This window comes from Phenylobacterium sp. VNQ135 (assembly GCF_049445735.1).
In the GTDB taxonomy this organism is placed as follows: Bacteria; Pseudomonadota; Alphaproteobacteria; order Caulobacterales; family Caulobacteraceae; genus Phenylobacterium.
Genome location: NZ_JBMSDS010000007.1, coordinates 1 through 17,129 on the forward strand (window position 1 = coordinate 1; position 17,129 = coordinate 17,129).

16 protein-coding genes are annotated in these 17,129 nt (G+C 71.0%); 2 read left to right on the forward strand and 14 right to left on the reverse strand.

The window, feature by feature from the left end; translation table 11 throughout:
- Window positions 1–178: 178 nt before the first annotated feature.
- Complete coding sequence (locus ACO2Q0_RS20945; RefSeq protein WP_423353464.1) at window positions 179–559, forward strand: helix-turn-helix domain-containing protein; 381 nt, start codon at window positions 179–181, stop codon at window positions 557–559.
- A gap of 153 nt (window positions 560–712) precedes the next feature.
- Here the strand turns inward: ACO2Q0_RS20945 and ACO2Q0_RS20950 are convergent, their stop codons facing one another.
- From ACO2Q0_RS20950 to ACO2Q0_RS20985, 8 genes are all read right to left on the reverse strand, one after another.
- Window positions 713–1,645 (reverse strand): DUF2493 domain-containing protein, encoded by a 933-nt coding sequence (locus ACO2Q0_RS20950; RefSeq protein WP_423353465.1) that lies wholly within the window; start codon window positions 1,643–1,645, stop codon window positions 713–715.
- Between the two features lie 166 nt (window positions 1,646–1,811).
- A complete protein-coding gene (locus ACO2Q0_RS20955; protein WP_423353466.1) occupies window positions 1,812–2,312 on the reverse strand; it encodes a GcrA family cell cycle regulator in 501 nt (166 codons plus the stop codon).
- 124 nt (window positions 2,313–2,436) lie between these two features.
- The gene (locus tag ACO2Q0_RS20960) at window positions 2,437–3,432 is read right to left on the reverse strand and encodes a hypothetical protein (RefSeq protein WP_423353467.1); all 996 of its coding nucleotides are present in this window, start codon (window positions 3,430–3,432) and stop codon (window positions 2,437–2,439) included.
- Window positions 3,327–4,112: a ParB/RepB/Spo0J family partition protein gene (locus ACO2Q0_RS20965; RefSeq protein ID WP_423353468.1), complete on the reverse strand. Its 786-nt coding sequence runs from the start codon at window positions 4,110–4,112 to the stop codon at window positions 3,327–3,329. Before ACO2Q0_RS20965 ends, ACO2Q0_RS20960 begins: the two co-directional genes overlap by 106 nt.
- A gap of 150 nt (window positions 4,113–4,262) precedes the next feature.
- Window positions 4,263–4,670 carry a DUF2958 domain-containing protein gene (locus ACO2Q0_RS20970; RefSeq protein WP_423353469.1) on the reverse strand — a complete coding sequence of 136 codons (408 nt, stop codon included), beginning with the start codon at window positions 4,668–4,670 and terminating at the stop codon, window positions 4,263–4,265.
- Window positions 4,671–4,730: 60 nt separating this feature from the next.
- On the reverse strand, window positions 4,731–5,615 hold the full coding sequence (locus ACO2Q0_RS20975; RefSeq protein ID WP_423353470.1) for a DUF7146 domain-containing protein: 885 nt from the start codon (window positions 5,613–5,615) through the stop codon (window positions 4,731–4,733).
- Window positions 5,612–6,277, reverse strand: a complete 666-nt coding sequence (locus ACO2Q0_RS20980; RefSeq protein WP_423353471.1) for a JAB domain-containing protein — start codon at window positions 6,275–6,277, stop codon at window positions 5,612–5,614. Before ACO2Q0_RS20980 ends, ACO2Q0_RS20975 begins: the two co-directional genes overlap by 4 nt.
- A 121-nt stretch (window positions 6,278–6,398) precedes the next feature.
- Window positions 6,399–7,013 carry a hypothetical protein gene (locus ACO2Q0_RS20985; protein WP_423353472.1) on the reverse strand — a complete coding sequence of 205 codons (615 nt, stop codon included), beginning with the start codon at window positions 7,011–7,013 and terminating at the stop codon, window positions 6,399–6,401.
- Window positions 7,014–7,189: 176 nt separating this feature from the next.
- On the opposite strand from ACO2Q0_RS20985, the gene ACO2Q0_RS20990 reads away from it, so the two are divergent.
- A complete protein-coding gene (locus ACO2Q0_RS20990) occupies window positions 7,190–8,218 on the forward strand; it encodes an IS110 family transposase (RefSeq protein WP_423353473.1) in 1,029 nt (342 codons plus the stop codon).
- A 407-nt stretch (window positions 8,219–8,625) separates the two neighbouring features.
- On the opposite strand, the gene ACO2Q0_RS20995 is transcribed toward ACO2Q0_RS20990, so the two are convergent.
- The 6 genes from ACO2Q0_RS20995 to ACO2Q0_RS21020 all read right to left on the reverse strand — a co-directional run bounded on the left by ACO2Q0_RS20995 (window position 8,626) and on the right by ACO2Q0_RS21020 (window position 16,986).
- Window positions 8,626–9,132, reverse strand: a complete 507-nt coding sequence (locus tag ACO2Q0_RS20995; RefSeq protein WP_423353474.1) for a MarR family winged helix-turn-helix transcriptional regulator — start codon at window positions 9,130–9,132, stop codon at window positions 8,626–8,628.
- 83 nt (window positions 9,133–9,215) lie between these two features.
- On the reverse strand, window positions 9,216–10,457 hold the full coding sequence (locus ACO2Q0_RS21000; RefSeq protein WP_423353475.1) for an MFS transporter: 1,242 nt from the start codon (window positions 10,455–10,457) through the stop codon (window positions 9,216–9,218).
- Window positions 10,454–12,547: a hydantoinase B/oxoprolinase family protein gene (locus tag ACO2Q0_RS21005; protein ID WP_423353476.1), complete on the reverse strand. Its 2,094-nt coding sequence runs from the start codon at window positions 12,545–12,547 to the stop codon at window positions 10,454–10,456. The genes ACO2Q0_RS21000 and ACO2Q0_RS21005 overlap by 4 nt, the downstream gene beginning before the upstream one ends.
- A gap of 10 nt (window positions 12,548–12,557) precedes the next feature.
- The gene (locus tag ACO2Q0_RS21010) at window positions 12,558–14,720 is read right to left on the reverse strand and encodes a hydantoinase/oxoprolinase family protein (RefSeq protein ID WP_423353477.1); all 2,163 of its coding nucleotides are present in this window, start codon (window positions 14,718–14,720) and stop codon (window positions 12,558–12,560) included.
- Window positions 14,721–14,761: 41 nt separating this feature from the next.
- Window positions 14,762–16,084 (reverse strand): amidohydrolase/deacetylase family metallohydrolase, encoded by a 1,323-nt coding sequence (locus ACO2Q0_RS21015; RefSeq protein WP_423353478.1) that lies wholly within the window; start codon window positions 16,082–16,084, stop codon window positions 14,762–14,764.
- Window positions 16,081–16,986 (reverse strand): alpha/beta fold hydrolase, encoded by a 906-nt coding sequence (locus tag ACO2Q0_RS21020; protein ID WP_423353479.1) that lies wholly within the window; start codon window positions 16,984–16,986, stop codon window positions 16,081–16,083. Before ACO2Q0_RS21020 ends, ACO2Q0_RS21015 begins: the two co-directional genes overlap by 4 nt.
- Between the last annotated feature and the right edge of the window lie 143 nt (window positions 16,987–17,129).

Consider the following 17,129-nt stretch of genomic DNA (forward strand, 5'->3'; position numbering starts at 1 on the left):
AGCGGCGGCATCGTGCCATGGGCGAGCGCGCCAGCTGTTGAGGGCGCGCGCTCGCCCACCCCAAACATGGCGTCAGAGCCCGCCGTGCACTAACATTGAGCTTGGATCACCCCCTGGGGGCAGGCCAGCCGCTGGCCAGACCCTTGCGTGCGCCGTGCGCACAATTTGATATGAGACCATGCCCCTGAAGCCCGAAACCCAACGCCACCCCGTCGACATGGCCGTCGGCGCCCGCATTCGCCTGACCCGCAAGGCGCGCGGCGTCAGCCAGCAGGCGCTCGCCGAGGCGGTCGGCCTCACCTTCCAACAGATCCAGAAGTACGAGCGCGGCGCCAATCGAGTCAGCGCCTCGAAGCTGGCCGAGATCGCCGCGTTCCTGCAGGTCCCCGTGTCCGAGCTCTTCGGGACCGACGCCGCCGCGAGCGGCCTCACCGACGAACTCGCCGACCTGCTTGGCGCACCCGGGGCGCTGGAGCTGCTGAAGACCTACGGCCGGCTGCCGCGCGCGCAGCAGTCGGCGCTGGTGGGGTTCCTCGGGACGCTCCCGGCGGCGCGCTGAGCGTCGCGCGGCCGCGTGGGCCCGCCGAGGCGCCGTCTTCGCCCTGGCCCGCCGGCCCTCCAGCGAATCAGCGCGGCGATCACCCGGCGTCGGCCGCAGCATGACGAAGCCCCCGCCGGCCGCGCCAGGCGCCACCGGCGGGGCCAGCCGAGCTCAGGTCCGCTCCGCGATCCGGACGCACCGCAGCCCGCGCCGCCGCGCCTCGTCGGCGAGGTTCATGGCCGGTCCGAACGGCGGCGCGCCAGCCTCGGCCGCCCGGCCCAGGCTCTCGGGCAGCACCAGGACGCAGACGGGCCGCAGCGCCAGCATCTGGTCGTTGGCGCGGAACGGCGCGGCCCGCCCGAAGCGCGCGAAGTCCGGCTTGGCGAGCACGAGGCGCACGCCCTTCTGCTGCGCCCAGCGCTTGGCCAGCCGTTCGCCGCCCTTGGCGTCGGTCAGCGCCAGGGTCATTTCGGGCCACTCGGCCCGGGCCCAGTTGAGGGCGTCGAAGATGCGCCGTGCGTCCTCCGGCGCGTCGCTCCGCGGCGAGGCCCGGAACGCCACCACGGCGTCGCCCGGATCGGTCTGCGAACGCCGCCGCGCCTCCCGTGACCGCAGCGCCGACTGCGCATCGATCTGCGCGGCGCTCGTGGATCCGCCCCGCACGCTCCCGCGCCACGGGCTCCAGACATCGCCGGTCGCCGAGGCGTAGGTCTCGGCCGCCGCGTCGCGCACGAACTCCAGCGCGGTTGCGGCCACGTCCAGCGCGTCGGCCCGCGCCTTGGCCTCTTGCAGGTCGACATCGGCCACTTCCGAGCCGTCGAAGTCGTGCAACAGGTTGGCCAGCGCCTCGCGCTCGCGGTCCGCGTAGCGCTCCAGCCGCTGCACGCCGGCGTGCAGTCCGCCGATCAGGGTCTCGCAGATCGTGGACGCGTGATCCTCGAGCGCGCCCGCCAGGACCACGTCCAGGACCTCGGTCATCAGGCTGCGGCCGAGCTGGACGAGCTGCGGCTCGGTGGGATGTGGCCTGGGATCCTGCAGGGCGGCAGTCCGGGCGTCGAAGCCGTCGAGGTCGGCGGTGTTGAAGAAGGAAGGTGCGGTGCGCATGGGGGGCTCCTCAAAGGGTCACGAGCCGAAGCTCGCGACCTCCGGCCGCCGCGGAGCCGGCGCAGGCCAGGGCGCCGTCAGGCGGCGCCAGCGCACCCTTGCCGGCGGCGGGCCGCGGTGGCGCTCCGTCGCGACCCTCCGCTTCGGCCGGCCCTAAGAGCGCCGCTCAGCGCCGCAACAGCCGCGCCAGCTCCGCCACATCGACGCCCCGAGCGCGGTAGGCCATGCTCGAGTGCGCGGGGCAGTACGGCCCCGTCTCGGCCCGCCGGCCGCAGAACGTGAAGTCTGCCGCCTGCGGATCGCCGAGCGGCCAGTGGCAGGCCCGTGTCGGCAGGTCTTCCAGCCGCGCGACCAAACCCCGACCGATCTCGGCGGTCGGCTGCGGTGACACCCGAACCGGCGCCGACACGGGCGCCCGGCGAGCCGACGCGACCGGCCTGGGCTTCGCCGGCCGGGGTGGCGGCGCGATCGCGGCCGGTCGCGGACGCCGGGGCTGCGACAATCCCAGCCGATGGATCTTGCCGAGGACGGCGTTGCGGGTGACGCCGAGCCGGCGGGCGATCATCGCGGCGCTGAGGTCGCCCTGACGCCACAGCCGGGTCAGGGTCTCGACGGCGTCGTCGGTCCAGGCCCCGGGCGATCGGGCGGCGTAGGCAGAAGCGGTCATGGCGAGGCTCCAGCGCCGGCCCACCACGGGCCGGCTCGCCTGTCGCGGCCCTGCCTCCGCCTCCCGCACGGCAGCACGACAAAGCCCCCGCGCCAGCGCAGGGGCCTCGCCATCCTGGCCGCGGCTATTCGGCGGCGATCGCCGCAGGCTCGGCGGGCGGCCGCACCCGCCGCAGCAACTGCGCCACCGACCTGGCCCGCGCCGCCGCCGCGAACGGCCGCTTGGTGTAGGCGGTGGGCGGGAACGCCATCCATCGCGGCGTCCACGCCTCCACCTTCGTCCGGTCGTTGGCGCCCTCCAGGTGGTCGCGGATGATCGCCTTCTGGGTCTTCACCCGCTCGGTGAGGTTACCGTCCGCCACCCTCTTGCCGCCCACCTCCCGCAGCATGGCGTTGACCGCTTCACGGTCACGGATCAGGTCGAAGAAGGCCTCGTCCGGAGACCAGAAGCGGCCGATCTCGACCTTGAGCCAGGCGCCAGCGGCCTCCACCTCGGGGCTGCCGGCCGCCAGGGTCTCGGCCATCACGATCGCCGCGACGCCCAGCACCTCGTCGTCCGGCATCGCCAGCAGCCGTGCGAAAGCGCCGCTGACGCCGCCCTCGGGGCGCTGCCCCACGAGACCGCGCCGGTCCGGATCGAGACCCAGGCTCCGCACCACGACCTGCCGGCGCTCGGCGAAGGCGCCCGTAGCGGTGTTGGCGGCGAGGCTGGCCGAGAGCGCGGCGTCGCCCTGCCGCCCGTCCGCCTCGACCCGCCAGTGCGTGGACCCGACCAGCGCGTGCGCCACCAGCAGACGGAGCGCCACTCCCGGCGCCTCAGTGAGGGCGACCCGCACGGCCGCCAGCCTGTGCAGGTCGATGTAGGTCTCCTGGGCGTTGGTCACCTCCGCCCGCACCACGGCCGGCGGGGGCGCCCCGGCCTCGCCCCGCGCCGCCTTCTCGGCGGCGGCCCGGACCTTGCGGGCCTCCTTGGTCGTGAGCCAGCCCTCGTGCACGGTGACCTCGCCTCGTCCGCTCACCTCGATGAACGCCTTGCCGCCCGCCCGCTTGCCGACCTGCTCGTGCGTCCAGGTGGCGAAGCGGTCGCCCACGTCCAGCACAACCACCTCGCTCCACCCCACCGCCTGCAGCGCCTCGACGCGGGCGGCGATGGCGGCGTTCTGATGCGTCCAGAAGGGGTCCGGATCGGCGCCTTGAGCTGGGCGCCGGTCGGCGCCCGCTGCTCCGGATCGTCGAACAGCGCCAGCCACGCCTCCTGCTGCGCCTTGCTGGCCAGCGTCAGGCACCGCACCGTCGCCACGTCGATCGCCTCCCGGCGATAGAGGGCGCGGATCCGCGGCAGCAGCGCCCCCAGCGCCAGGGTCCGCTTCACCACCGCCTCGGACATCCCGAAGGTGGCGGCGATCGCCTCGACGGTGCGGCCGGCCTTGGTTAGGCGCGCGAAGGTCTCCCAGCACGCCACCTCATCCGGCGGCAGGCGATTGAGGTTCTCGATCAGCGAGGCCTCGATCGCCGCGGCGTCGTCGCCGGGCTCGAGGATGGCGACCGGCACCGGGTCGAGCTCGACGCCCTCGCCGAGGGCCGCGAGCGCCGCCGTCCAGCGCCGCCGGCCGGCGACCACATCGAAGTGGTCGGGGACCACCACGCCGTCGGCCATGGTCTCCAGGACCAGGAGGGCAAGCAGCACGCCGCGCCGGCGCACCGAGGGCAGGATGTCGGAGACGTCCGGGTCGGGACGCCCATGGTGCATATTGAGCGGCGAAAGGCGCAGGGCGCGGGGATCGGCAAAGGCCAGTCTCATGGTCGGACTCCTGGGGGTCAGGGGTGTGAGTCGGCCCTCGCCACCCACGCCTTCGGCGGGACAACGGCGAGGGCTCTTGCGCCGGGATGGCGCGTCGCGGCCGGCGGCGCCGGACCGCGGATCACCGGGACGCGCCCGGCGAATTCGATGTCAGGATGTGGCGGTCCCGTTGATCGCGGGCAGCGCGCGCACCACCGCTTCGGCGGCGCGGATCGAGCCGGTCTGCCGGGCGATCTCCATCCACCGCGAGATCGGCACGAGGCCCTGGAAGCTGACGTCGCGCTCGATCGTCAGGCCCAGCGGCAGCTTCACCGAGGTGATCTCAGACAGGCTGACGGAGCCCAGCTCCGGGAAGCCCATGTCGAGGTCGCAGAGCCCGAACAGGGTGTCGCCGTCGTCGCCGAGCTCGGTGATCAGCCAGGTCCCGGGCCCCACCGGATTGAACAGCTTCAGGACCGGGACGTGGTCGCCGTCACGCAAGCCGTTGGCGATCAGGGTCGGGCGCAGGTCGTCGGGGATCAGGACTAGGCCGGTGTCGGGAGTCGTTGTCGAAGTCATGGTAGGCGCTCCGGGCCGGCGGCCCGGACCATCCGTCCGCCGCGCCCGCCCGCCCGGGCCTCACTTCCCCTCCTGGATCGCCACCCACGCCTCGTTCCAGTCCCCGAACGGCGCCGGGGGCCAGCGGATCGCCCCGTGCACGCCCACCGCCCGCAACGCCGTCCCCAGGATCCGCGCCGAGCGCTCCCCATCGCGGCCGCGGTCGGCGGCGATCACCACGAACTCGACCCCCGGCGGCGGCCGCCAGGCGCGCAGATTGCCGGTCGACAGCAGCGCCCAGGCCGGCAGGCCGAAGCGGGCCGCCGCGCTCAGGCAGGTGGCAACCCCCTCCCCCACCAGCATCCGCAGCGCCGGCGGGTCCAGCCGAACGGCTGCGCCCGGCGCCCGCACGCCGATGGTCTTCCGCGGCAGCGCCATGCGGGCCCGCTCGCCATTCGGCGCGAGGTACGTCACCTCCACCCCGGTCACCTCGCCGGCCGGCGCCGTGATCGCCGCCAGCAGCGCGGGGCGCCGAGGCCCCCGCGCCGCGTAAACGGCCGCCGGCACGCCCGGATGGTGCCTGAGCGCCGCCGAAGCGCTGGTCACGGCGCGCCGCCGCAGATGGGTCTCCGACAGGGTCCCCATGATCGGACAGCCCTCCGCCCAGAGACCCTGGGCGATCACCCGGCGCTCCCGCGCCGTGGGGCCCGTCGCGGCGGACGCGACGCCGGCGCCCACGAGCCAGCCGTCGCGGTCGACCAGGCCGCGTGCGAAGAGGTCGTCGAGCACCGCGCGCCAGCCGTCGCCTGCGAAGCTGTGCGCGATCACCCGGCCGTCGATCAGCACCAGCGACGCCGATCGGTCGGCGGCGCTGTGTCCCGGACCCGGCACGTTGGCGCGGCGTCCACCCGCGTACAGGTCGCCGCCCAGCGCCCGCACGATCGCCGCCAGGCCGCCGCGGCTCACAGCAGCCCCAGGGCGCGGAAGCTGGCGACATCCTCGCCGCCGACCACGACGTGGTCGTGCACGCTGATCCGCAGCGCCCGCGCCGCCTCGACCACCTGCCGGGTCATCTCGACGTCGGCGCTCGACGGCGTCGGATCCCCGGCCGGATGGTTATGGGCCAGGATCAGCGCGCTCGCGTCGAGCTCGAGCGCCCGACGCAGGATCTCCCGCGGATAAACCGGCGCGTGATCCACCGTGCCATCGCCCTCGATCTCGTCGCGGATCAGCCGGTTCTTCTTGTCGAGGTAGAGGACGTGGAACCGCTCGCGCGACCGGCCGGCGAGGCCGGCCCGGAGATAGTCCGTCAGCGCCGACCAGCTGCTGAGCACGGGCCGTTCGCGGAGCGGCGCCCGCAGCAGCCGTTGCGCAAGGTCGCGCGCCAGCGCCAGGCGACCCGCCGCCGCCGGCCGCACGAACCGGCGCAGCGCCGCGGGCGAAGCGGCCAGCACCTGCGGCAGCGAGCCGAACTCGTCGAGAAGCGCCCGGACCTGCTCCGGCGACGCCCCGCTCGCCAGCTGCAGCGCCTCGGCGTCGTCCAATCCCTCCGGACCGTACGCGGACATCCGTTGAGAAAGCTCGGGCGTCGTGGCGGCGCCCACGACGACGGGCAGAAGGCAGGACATGGCGGGCGCTCCCGGTGACAGCCCCACATCGGGACCGCCCGGACGCGCCCTCGCTCCGCCTCCGACGGACCGCCGCCCTCCGGCCGAAGTCAGCTGGACTCAGCCGCCGGGCAGAAGCGCCTCAGGCCACCTTCTTGCTTTTCTGGGCGACGAGTTGCTCTTCCTGGGACCGGATCAGGAAGTGCGCCGCTTCGGCCGTGTTCTTGTGCGTGCGGGTGAAGGCCTTCTTCGTCACGGTGTCGAACAAGGCGAAGCGCCAGTCCTGGTAGGCGCCGGTCTGCAGCCCGAGTTCGAGCAGGTGTACGCCGATGCCCGCGATGTTCGACGTCAGCCGCGCGTCCTTGAACATCCACGGCACATAGGCCGTGATCGTTCCCTTCCGCTCCAGGGCGAAGGCAGGCTTCAGCACGATGGTCAGCTCGCCCAGGGGACCCGAGACCTCACCGGCCGGCGGCGCGTGCGCGAGCCCGGGATTCTCCTGCTTCCAGGCGTAGATCGCCTTGAGCGCGTCCTGATTGTCCGCGCGCTGGTGCGCGCGCGTCATGTTCGACATCACCTCGGCGACGGCCTGATCGTACGGGACATCGTCCTCGAAAAGCCGGCTTGCCGCGTGCTTGGCCGCCCAGTGGTAGTCGCGGCCGCCGGGCTCATCGACATACTTGGCCAGGCGCGTTGTGCGGGTGACGGAATCGACGCAATCGTTGAACAAGAACGTCGTGAGGCTCATGCGGGCCATGGTGTGCTCCTGGACGGCCACCACGCAGCAACCGCCGATTCGCACTCCCTAACAAGAGGTTAAACTCCGCGCGCGCGGCGTCTGCTCGGCGCCAGGAGCATGCGTAATCGGGCAGCCCTGCAAGGGGTGAGCTCCCAGTAAAGTCCCGGCGGAGCCGGGGCGGAAGGGAGACGAAGATGTTCTACGCTGCACTGGATGTGTCGCTGCGGACGGTGGCGATCTGCATCATCGACGAGGCCGGCAAGGTTCGGCTGGAGCGCTCGACGTCGTCGGAGCTGGTGGACCTGATCCGCTGCCTGCGGGACTTCGGTCAGCCGATCCACCAGGTAGGCTTGGAGGCCGGCAACCTGTCTCACCACATCTCGGCCGGCCTAACTGAGGTCGGCTACGATGTGGTCTGCATGGAGGCGCGCCAGGTCAGCGCGGCGCTGTCGGCGATGCGCAACAAGACCGACAAGCACGACGCCCGCGGCATCGCCCAGATCCTGCGTTCGGGCTGGTACAGCCGGGTGCACGTGAAGAGCCAGGCGAGTCTCTACACGCGGGCCCTGCTCACCAGCCGCAAGGTGATGCAGCGCAGGTGCATCGACCTCGAGAACGAGATCCGCGGCGTGCTGAAGGTCTTCGGAGTGAAGCTGCCGCTGCGGCTCTCACGGGGCGCCTTCGACCACGCCGTGCGCGACACCATCACCGGTGATCCGGGCCTCAGCCATGCGCTGCTGCCGATGTTGGAGGCGCGACAGGTACTCTTCGACACCTTCCTCCAGCTCGATCGGCGGGTACGACAGGCGGCCCTCGAGGACGCAGTGTGCCGCCGCTTCATGGGCGTGCCGGGCGTGGGCGAGATCACCGCGCTCAGCTTCAAGGCCGCCGTCGATGACCCGGCCCGTTTCAAGAGTTCGCGCACTGTCGGCGCTCACTTCGGACTGACGCCGAGGCGCTTCCAGTCTGGCGAGAAGGACAACCCCGGCCGCATCTCGCATGCTGGCGACGCCGACGTCCGCGCCACCCTCTACGCCGCCGCCAACGCCATGCTCATGCGCTCGATCGCCTGGTCCAGCCTCAAGGCCTGGGGCGTGCGGTTGATGAAGACCAAAGGCCGTCGCCGCGCCGTCGTCGCGGTGGCCCGCAAGATCGCGGTCGTCCTGCATCGGATGTGGGTCGACGGCTCCGATTTTCGGCGGGGATCGGAGGCTGTGGCATGATCTGACCAACGCGCCTCACACGATCCTTGGCCGGATCGTCCCACGCGGACGACGGGATGGATGAAGCCGAAAATGTCTGCTGCGCCCCGAGCGCGACCAATAGCGAGGCTCTCCAGACCCTGATCCCATGCATGCGTGCAGCGGCTCCGCTGACAGGGGCCATCCGACTGCGAAGAGAAGCGTGACCCGCGTGAACGACCCACCGGCCATCAAGCGATCAGGAGCTTGACCCCCATGCCCGATTAGAGAAGCGGACATCGGCGCACCGCCAGGAATCTGACCTTCGGCAGCGCTGATCTACGACCTCTGGGTCTCGATCGGAGCCGGTCTTCGTCGGCGCGAAAATCCAGACCGCCGATCGCTTATGATGTGACGACACGTTGGATGAGACATGCACGGCAACGCGTTCATTCAGTCCTGCTCCGCTCTCCACGACGGCGCTTTGGCGCATTTGGTTCTGGTCGGTAGGCATTCACGATCTCGGCCTGCGCATGCAGGCGATGGAGAAGGCTGATCAGGGTTTCGATCTCGGCTTCCGTGAACGGCTCATGGAGGATTCGCTCACGTTCCCGGACCACCCGCAGCACCTTGTCGTGCAGGGCTTCGCCTTCGGCGGTCAGGCGCAGGAGCGAGCGGTTGCCCGGGATGGAATCCGGCGACACGTTCACCAGGCCGTCGGCGGACAGCTTCTTGATCACCCGGCTGGCCAGCCCCTTGTCGAAGCCGACCACCTGGCAGATGCGGGCGGCCGAGATGTCCGGCTCCCGCGCCAGCATCGAGATCACCCGCCACTCGGTGATGCCGACGCCGAACAGGCGGCGATAGATCTCCGAGGCGCCGTGGGACAGCCGATTGGAGGCGAAGGTCAGCAGCGCCGGGATATAGCGCTCGAGATCGAGGGTCGACGACGTCATCGTGCCGCTTTGTGCCAACGTTCGGCCGCGCGGGCGCGGCCGGAAGGAGGATGCATCGCCAATCCCGCCCGCGGGAGCAAGCCTCAAGCGTGGATGGCGATCTTCGGGGCTGTCTCCCGGCCGTACCGGTACGGCGGCAGGAAGAGCAGCAGCAGGCCGCCGACCACCAGGCACGCGCTGAGGACAGCCAGGGCGCCGCTATAGGTCCAGTGCAGGTCGAACGCATGGTCGAGCAGCACCGGGACCAGTCCCTGGAACACGAAGACCGCGGAATAGGCCGACCCCATGATCGCCCCGAAATGGCGCAGCCCGAAATAGCGCCCGAGCAGGTAGGGCAAGGCGCTGAACTGGGCGCCCAGGCCCACGGCGAGCAACAGGCCCGCGGCGATCAGGAGGGGCGTGCCCGTTCCCCACTCCAGCAGCGCCACGCCCGCGGCCGCCGCGAGATACATCGGGACGATCACCTTCGGACTGGGCGTTCGGTCGAGGATCGCGCCGCAGGCCATCTGCCAGGCCGCCGCCCCCATGGCGAAGACGCTCAGCACCAGTGTCGCAAGCCCGACCCCGATCCCCCGCTCGGCGAGGATGGGCACCATGTGGCTGAAGATGGCGGTCAGGGATCCGGCGCCGGCGGCGAGCGCGCCCACCAGCAGCCAGAACGCCCAGCTCCGGCTCGCATCGCGAAGGCTCAGTCCCTCGCCCTGGTGCTCGGCGGCGGCCGTCGAGGCGGCAGCGCCCCGCATCAGCCAGAGGAAGGTCGGCAGGCCCACGACCAGCACGACGGCCGCGACGGCGGCATAGGCCAGGCGCCAACCCGCGTGGACCAGCACGGCGGCGGCGATGATCGGGATGATCGTCGAGCCGAAGCCGTTGCCGAAGCCGGCGGTGAAGCCCAGCGCGGCGCCGCGGTTCTGCTCGAAGCGATCCGACACCACTTTCGCCAGCAGCGGCGTGCTGGCGAAGGCGCTGCTGAGGGCGACGAGCGCGAAGGTGAGATAGAACTGCAGCAGGCTCTGGGAGGTGAGCGCCAGCAAGCCCAGCGCCAGGCTGAAGACCAGGTTGCCGCCCACGAGAACAGGACGCGGCCCGATCCTGTCGGCAAGACGGCCGGCGAAGGGCGTGGCCAGGGCCGGCAGGATGGAGATCAGCATGAGGACCCCGGAGATCGCCGCCCGGGGCCAGCCGAAGGTCTCGCTCAAGGGAATTAGGAACAGGCCGAACACCGCGGCGACCGCGGGTGTGAGGCTGACCATGTTGCCAAGCGCACCGACCAGCAGCGCCTGCCGTTGGAGCCTGCGCGCTTCATCTGGAAGACGGGCCGTCATGCCGCCACCTTCGGCGCATCGACCGGCGTCACCACATCGTCGACGAAGGGATCCTCGGGCAAGGCGATCTCCGTATCCAGCAAGAGGCCACAGGACGGACATTCGAACGTCCGCAGGACGACCCGCGGGTCGAGGGACGACGGCGCCCCGGGGAGCTCGGACACAGCCGTGACGCGGAGCCTCGCGCCGGCCTTCCAGGGCGCTCCAGGGCCCGCCACCGGACGGTCACATCCTGCACAGCAGACGCCGGAGGGTCGCCAGATCACCCCCGCCGCGGCCGCGCTCGGGGACGCGGCGCCGGTCAGCCGTTCCGCCCGCAGCGCCTGGGTAGCCTCGGCGTCCACCGCTCCGTCGCGGACGATGACGCCATACGAGCGGCGGGCCGCCGTCTCGGACACCAGGCCGGTCGAGACATCGGCCATCACCTGCTCCGGTGCGCGATGCAGCGGGTCGCCGAAGCCGCCGCCGCCGTTCCAGCCCACATAGAGGACCTCGCCGTCGCGCAGGACATGGGTCCCCCAAGGCACCCGCGAAGGCTCGCCCATCAGGCCCGAAAGGCTGACCGCGCCGCCGTTTGCCTCCGCTTCGCCGACGCTGAAATGCAGGTAGTCGTTCCCGGCGCCGGGCAGGCCGCCCGACAGGCCGTCGGACTGCGGGAAGCCGACGCCCTTGCCGACCACGATGTAGTCGATCGAGCCGGCCGGCGCGTCGTGGGCCACGAGGGCGAACTCGCCGCCCGTCCCGCCCCGGTACAGGCCCGGGCCACCCGAATCCGGCCGTCGCCGGCGGAACAGGTAACGGACCGGGACCTCAGCCTCGGTGCTCTCCACATTGGCCATGCGCGAGATCGGATTGGGCAGCTCGCCGCCCAGGTCCACGCCGTCGGCAAAGGTCCGCGCCCCGCCCGCGCCGGCGAAGCTCTCGGTCAGGACGCCGATGGCGTAGTTGCCTTGCTGATTGACGCCCAGGGTGAACATCACGAAGTGGTTGCCGTGCCAGCCGGCGCTGGCCTCGCCACGCTCGTGCGGGCTGGCGACGAGCATCTTGGAAATCACCGAACCCGCCACGTTGTTGACCGACTGGATGGCGGCGACGGTCGCCACCGAGATCGGCGCCGGCCGCTCGCAGGCGACGATGCTGGCCGCGGGGACGATCATCGAGACGGGGCGGATCACCCCTTCGTTCCAGGTGATGTCGTGGCACAGGAGCGGGAAGAGCGGTGCGAAGAGGCCGCCGAGCGTGGCCCATTGCGTGCAGTTGACGGGATAGTCGGACTGCGGCGACGAGCCGGTGAAATCGAAGGTCAGGCTGTCGCCCTGCTTGGTCAGCGCGAGGACGACGCGGTAGGTCTCCCCCTCCACGTCGAAGTACTGGCGCGCCCGCCACGTCCCATCGGGCAGCGCCGCGAGCCGCGCCCGCAGCCGCCGTTCGGACTGGTCGATGAGGGTGCCGCAGATGGCGTCGAAAGCGTCGGCGCCATATTTGCCGACCAGGGCGGTTATCCGCTCGCGGGCGACGTTGTTGCAGGCGATCATCGAGCGCAGGTCCAGCGCCACCATCTCCGGCCCCCGCACCATGTTGAGGATGGTGTCCCAGACGTCCTGCCGGAGCGTCCCCCGGTCGATCAGCTTCAGGCCCGGCGAGCTGAAGCCTTCGTTGAACACGTCACGGGCCTGGGGGACGAAGCCGCCCGGTGTCATCGCCCCGATGTCGAACACGTGGACGAAGCAGGCGCTCCAGGCCACCAGCTGGCCCTCGAAATGGATCGGCGAGATCAGATAGACGTCGGAGGTGTGGAGGGCGGCCGTGTAGGGATCGTTCAGCAGGAACAGGTCGCCCGGATGAATGTCGTCCCCGAAGCGCCGGATGATCGCCTTGCACGCCTCGGATGCACTGGTCAGGTGGTGCAGGAAGCCGACGCCGCCCATGAGCAGCGACCCGTCCGCGCGATAGAGCGAGACCATCAGGTCATGGCCCTCGTTGGTGATCGCGCTGCCACAGACCTGCTTCAGCGTGATGACCGCCTCCTCGACGATCCGGAACAGGCGGTGCCGGACGATCGAAAAGGTCACCGGATCGACAGCGTCCATTCTGAGCCTCTCAGTCCTGGTCCACGATGATGTTCCGCCGCCCATCGAGCCGCCCGACCTGGCCGGCCTGGAGGACGAGCGTCGTGATGGGCGTGTGCACGATGGCCGGCCCGCGCACCTCGGCGCCTACGGTCAAGTGCTCGAAGTCGAACAGCGGCATGTCGATCATGGCGTCGTCGCGCACGCTGTAGGCGCGGCGTACGCCCGAGGGAGCCGCGACAGCGGCTTCACCATCGGCAACCTCTGTCGGTGATGGCCCGGCGGCGCGGTCCAGCAGGCCGCGGGCGGTCAGGCGGAAGCGGGTCATCTCGATCCCGGCTTCCCGATAGGCCGAGCCCTTGCCGAAACGCCGCTCGTAGAGCGCCTCGAAGTCCCCAGCCAGAGCCTCGAGGGCGCCGGCGTCGATCGGGCCGTCCCCGGACACCACCGTGCGGAGCTCGTTCACCTGGCGGCCATAGCGAAGGTCGATGGACCGCTCGAAGGCCATGCGGTCGGGGGTGAACCCCTCCGACGCCAGCTGTCTCCGCCCCTCCGCCGCCATCGGCGCGAAGATCGCCTCGATCTCGTCCGGGTCGGCCGGGACGGGGACGACCCGGGTGGCCATGTACTCGTGCGCCACATCGGCGGAAATCAGTCCGAAGGCGCAGTTGACGGAGGCGGTGTAGGGCAGGACGAACCGGCGCAGGCCGAGCTCGGTGGCGAAGGCGCCGGCGAGCATGCCGCACGAGCCGCCGAAGACGTGCAGGACGAAGTCCCGCGGATCGAGGCCGCGCTCCACGGTGATCTCGTGCACCAGATCGGTGATCTGGGCCGCGGCGACCTTGTAGACGCCGATGGCGGCCGCCTCCACCGAGCGACCCATGGGCTCGGCGACTTTGCGTGCGAAGACCTGCCGCGCCGCCTCGGGGTCCAGGGTCATGGCCCCGCCGAGGAAGACCGACGGGTCCATATAGCCCACCAGCATGAACACGTCGGTCAGCGTCGGCTCGTCGCCGCCCAGGCCATAGCAGGCGGGACCCGGCCGGGAGCCCGCCGACCGCGGACCCACCCGCGGCGCCAGGCTGTCGGCCTCCAGGCTGATGATCGAGCCCCCGCCGGCGCCGATCGACACCACCTCGATCTTGGGCTGGGTGTAGTGGAACCGGTCGACCATCGGCTCGAGCGCATACTCGATGGTCCCGTTCTGGATGACGGAGACCTTGAACGTCGTCCCGCCCATGTCGGCGGCGATGATATTGGGCTGGCCCAGGACCTCGCCCAGGGCCCGGCTGCCGATCACCCCCGCCGCGGGACCGCATTCCAGCATGCCGATCGCTCGGTCGGCCGCCTGGGCGGCGGGGAGCAGGCCGCCATAGCCCTGCATCACCATCAGCGGTCCGGCGTAGCCATGGGCCGACAAGCGACCCTCGAGGTCGGTCAGGTAGTCGCGGACGACCCGGCCGGCGTAGGCGTTGATCACCGCCGTCGAGGTCCGCTCGTACTCCCCAGGCGCCGGGGCGATGTCGCTCGACAGCGTGCAGTAAGCTTCGGGCGCGATGCGGGCGAGGATGTCGCGGACGGCGCGTTCGTGCTCCGGCGCCTTGAAAGACCAGAGGAAGGACACAGCGATGGCCTCGGCGCCTTGGTCGATCAGTCGGCGCAGCGCGCGTTCCGTCGCCGCCTCGTCCAGCGGCCGGATGACCGCCCCCTTGTAGTCCACGCGCTCAGGCACGCCGGCGATCCGGTCGCCCGGCACGAGGGGCGGGGCGCGGTCGGTATGGACCGGATGCTTGAGGCGGTCCTCGCTGAGGCCGCCCCAGCGCCCGTAAGCGCCCCTGGTGATGAGCAGCGTGTCCTCAAAACCCTCGGTGGTGACCAGGCCCGTGCGCGCGCCGGCCCGTTCGAACACCGTGTTGTCGACCACCGTCGAGCCATGGATGAAGAGCCGGGTGCGGGCGAAGAGCGTTTCCAGGTCCAGGCCCTTGGCCTCCGCCGCGGAGCGCACGGAGTCCAGCACGCCGGCGGCATAGTCCGGTGGCGTCGACAGCCGCTTGCCCAGCACGACGCCGCCATCGGGCTGGAAGATGACCGTGTCCGTGCAGGTGCCTCCGACATCGGTGGCGATGATGAGGTCGCCCGTCACCGCGGGCGGCGGCCTGTCGGCCGTAGGCCTCGTCGCGGTCACTTGCACCATGGTCTTCCCCCAAGCATCGACACTGAACTGAGGCCCGCCGCTCAGGCGGCCCGGCGCTCCCAGGCGGGGAGCAGCTCGGAGACGGGCTCCATCACCACCCCGCCCTGCAGGGCGAGGTGCGGCCGGAGCCGCTGGGTCGACGTCATGGTTTCTCCGCACCCGTCCCGCATCGTGAAGTCGCCGGTCTGCAGGTCGAGGATCGCCACATCGGAGGCGCGGCCGACGGCCAGGGAGCCGAGCGTGTCGCCAAGCCGGCACATCCGCGCCGCGTTCGACGTGGTCATGGCCACGAGGTGCGGAAGGTCGACGCCCAGGGCCAACATCTCGCTCATCGCGTAGTAGAGGCTGAAGGCCGGATCGTCGCCGCCCACCGCGGTGGGATCCATTCCCGTCTGCAGCTTGCCGTCATTAGCCGTGGCGAAAGCGGCCACCGCCCGCCGCGCGCCGCCCCGGCTGATGTTGTAGCCGTGGAGGTCGGCGCCCAGGGTGTCCGGCATCACGCCGGCGTCCAGCACCTGCCGGGCGACCTTGATCGAGAAGTGGTTGCCGCGCCCGACGTCGATCATGACGCCTCGGGCCATGGCCTCGAAGACCAGCGGGTGCACCTGCCCGGCCTCGTCCGTGAAGCCGGAGGGGTGCCGGGTGAAGGGGTGGGCGAGGATGTCGCCCTCGTCCATCAGCGGGATCATCTCGACCAGCAGCGCCTGGGGATCCACCGTCCGGCCGTCGAGGACGGGCCAGAGCGTACCCAGGTGGACGTAGGTGGGGACGCCGGCCTCCCGGGCGATCTCCTTGGATTTCTCCAGCACCGCCAGGCCCCAGCGGGAGTAGTGACCCGGCTCGGCGTGGCTCTTGAGCCCGACCACGATGTCGGGATTGGCCCGGATGGCCCGGACCGTCGCGTCGACATTGATCTGCTCGGGCCCATACAGCGAGCTGTGGATGTGGCCGTAGAGGCCGCCCGCCAGATAGGTCGACAGGAAGCACCGGACCCGGGTCTTGGCCGGCTCGACGATGAACTTCCGGAAGCCGTCCAGCGTCAGGCAGGAGGGCCCGCCCTGGTCGATCAGGGTGGCGACGCCCGACTGGACGCCGACCTCGTCGGGGTTCAGGCCGAACGGCCCAGCGATGTGCTGGAAGACGTGGGCGTGGGTGTCGATCAGCCCGGGTGTGACCAGCTTGCCGGCAGCGTCGATGACCCGCGCCGCCTGCGCGGTCGGAAGGTCGGCCGCCACGGCGGCGATGACGCCGTCCTTCACCCCGACATCGAAGCGGCCATCGAGGCGGTTCGCCGGATCGATGACCCGCCCGCCCCGGATCACCACGTCGAACGTGGCTGCGGATGCGTCTTGCTGGCCGCTCATTGCGGAACCTCCTCAATGCCGTCCACGCGGGCGGCCGCCGCCCCGTCGTTCGCCTCGCCGGCCGACGGCCAATGCCGGGCCAGGAAGGCTTCGAGCGCCTGCTCGAACGCCTCTGCCTGCTCGATCGGGACCATATGGCCGGACCGATCGATCTCGGCATATTCGGCGTGGGGGATCAGCGTTCGCAGCAAGGCCTGATCCGCAGGCGCCATCAGTTCGTCGCCAAGTGCCGTAATCACGAGCACCGGGACGCCCAGCGCGCCCACGCGATCGCAGACGTCGAAGCTGGACGCCGCCCGCATCGCTTCGCCGAGCGCCCGATGATCCTGCGCCACGCGCCAGTCCACGAAGTCGGCGAGTTCGGTCGGATGCGCGTCCCGCCAAGCCTTCGAGAACACGGATTCCGCGGCCAGCATGGCGGCGGCTTGCGGCCCCTTGTCCTGCATGGCGGACATGCGCGCCTTCATGTGGGCCTGCCCGTGGGCCGGCGAACGGCATGAGGTGTTGACCAGGACGAGGGCGCCAACGCGGTCGGGGTGCTCCAGCGCCAGGGTCTGGGCGATCATCCCGCCCAGGGAAAACCCGACGATCAGGACCTTCTCGTCCGTCAGGCTCGAGATCAGGTCGGCCCAGTCGTCGGCGAACAGGTCGACGGAATACGGCCCTTCCGGCTTGTCGCTGGCGCCGTGGCCGCGGGTGTCGCCGGCGATCGTCAGATAGCGGTCCAGGAGGCGGGTCATGGCGCCGCCCCAAAGGGAATGGTCCCAGCCCAGGCCGTGAATGAACACCACCGGCCGACCCTGGCCCGCCTGCACGGCGTTCATGGCCAGTCGGGGCAGTTCGCGACGGCCGGGCGTCCCCGGACAGGGCTCCACGAACGACCTGGTCTTCACCGCATCCATGCTGCCCCCTTCCGCACTCCGCGCCGGCATTCCCGGCCCGCCCGACAAGAGGTGAACAAGATGAGTTGACATGTCAACCTACCTCATGAAACGCTTTCGTCATGAAGCTACTTGCGGTCAGCGGGAGCGCATCGGCGAGGAAA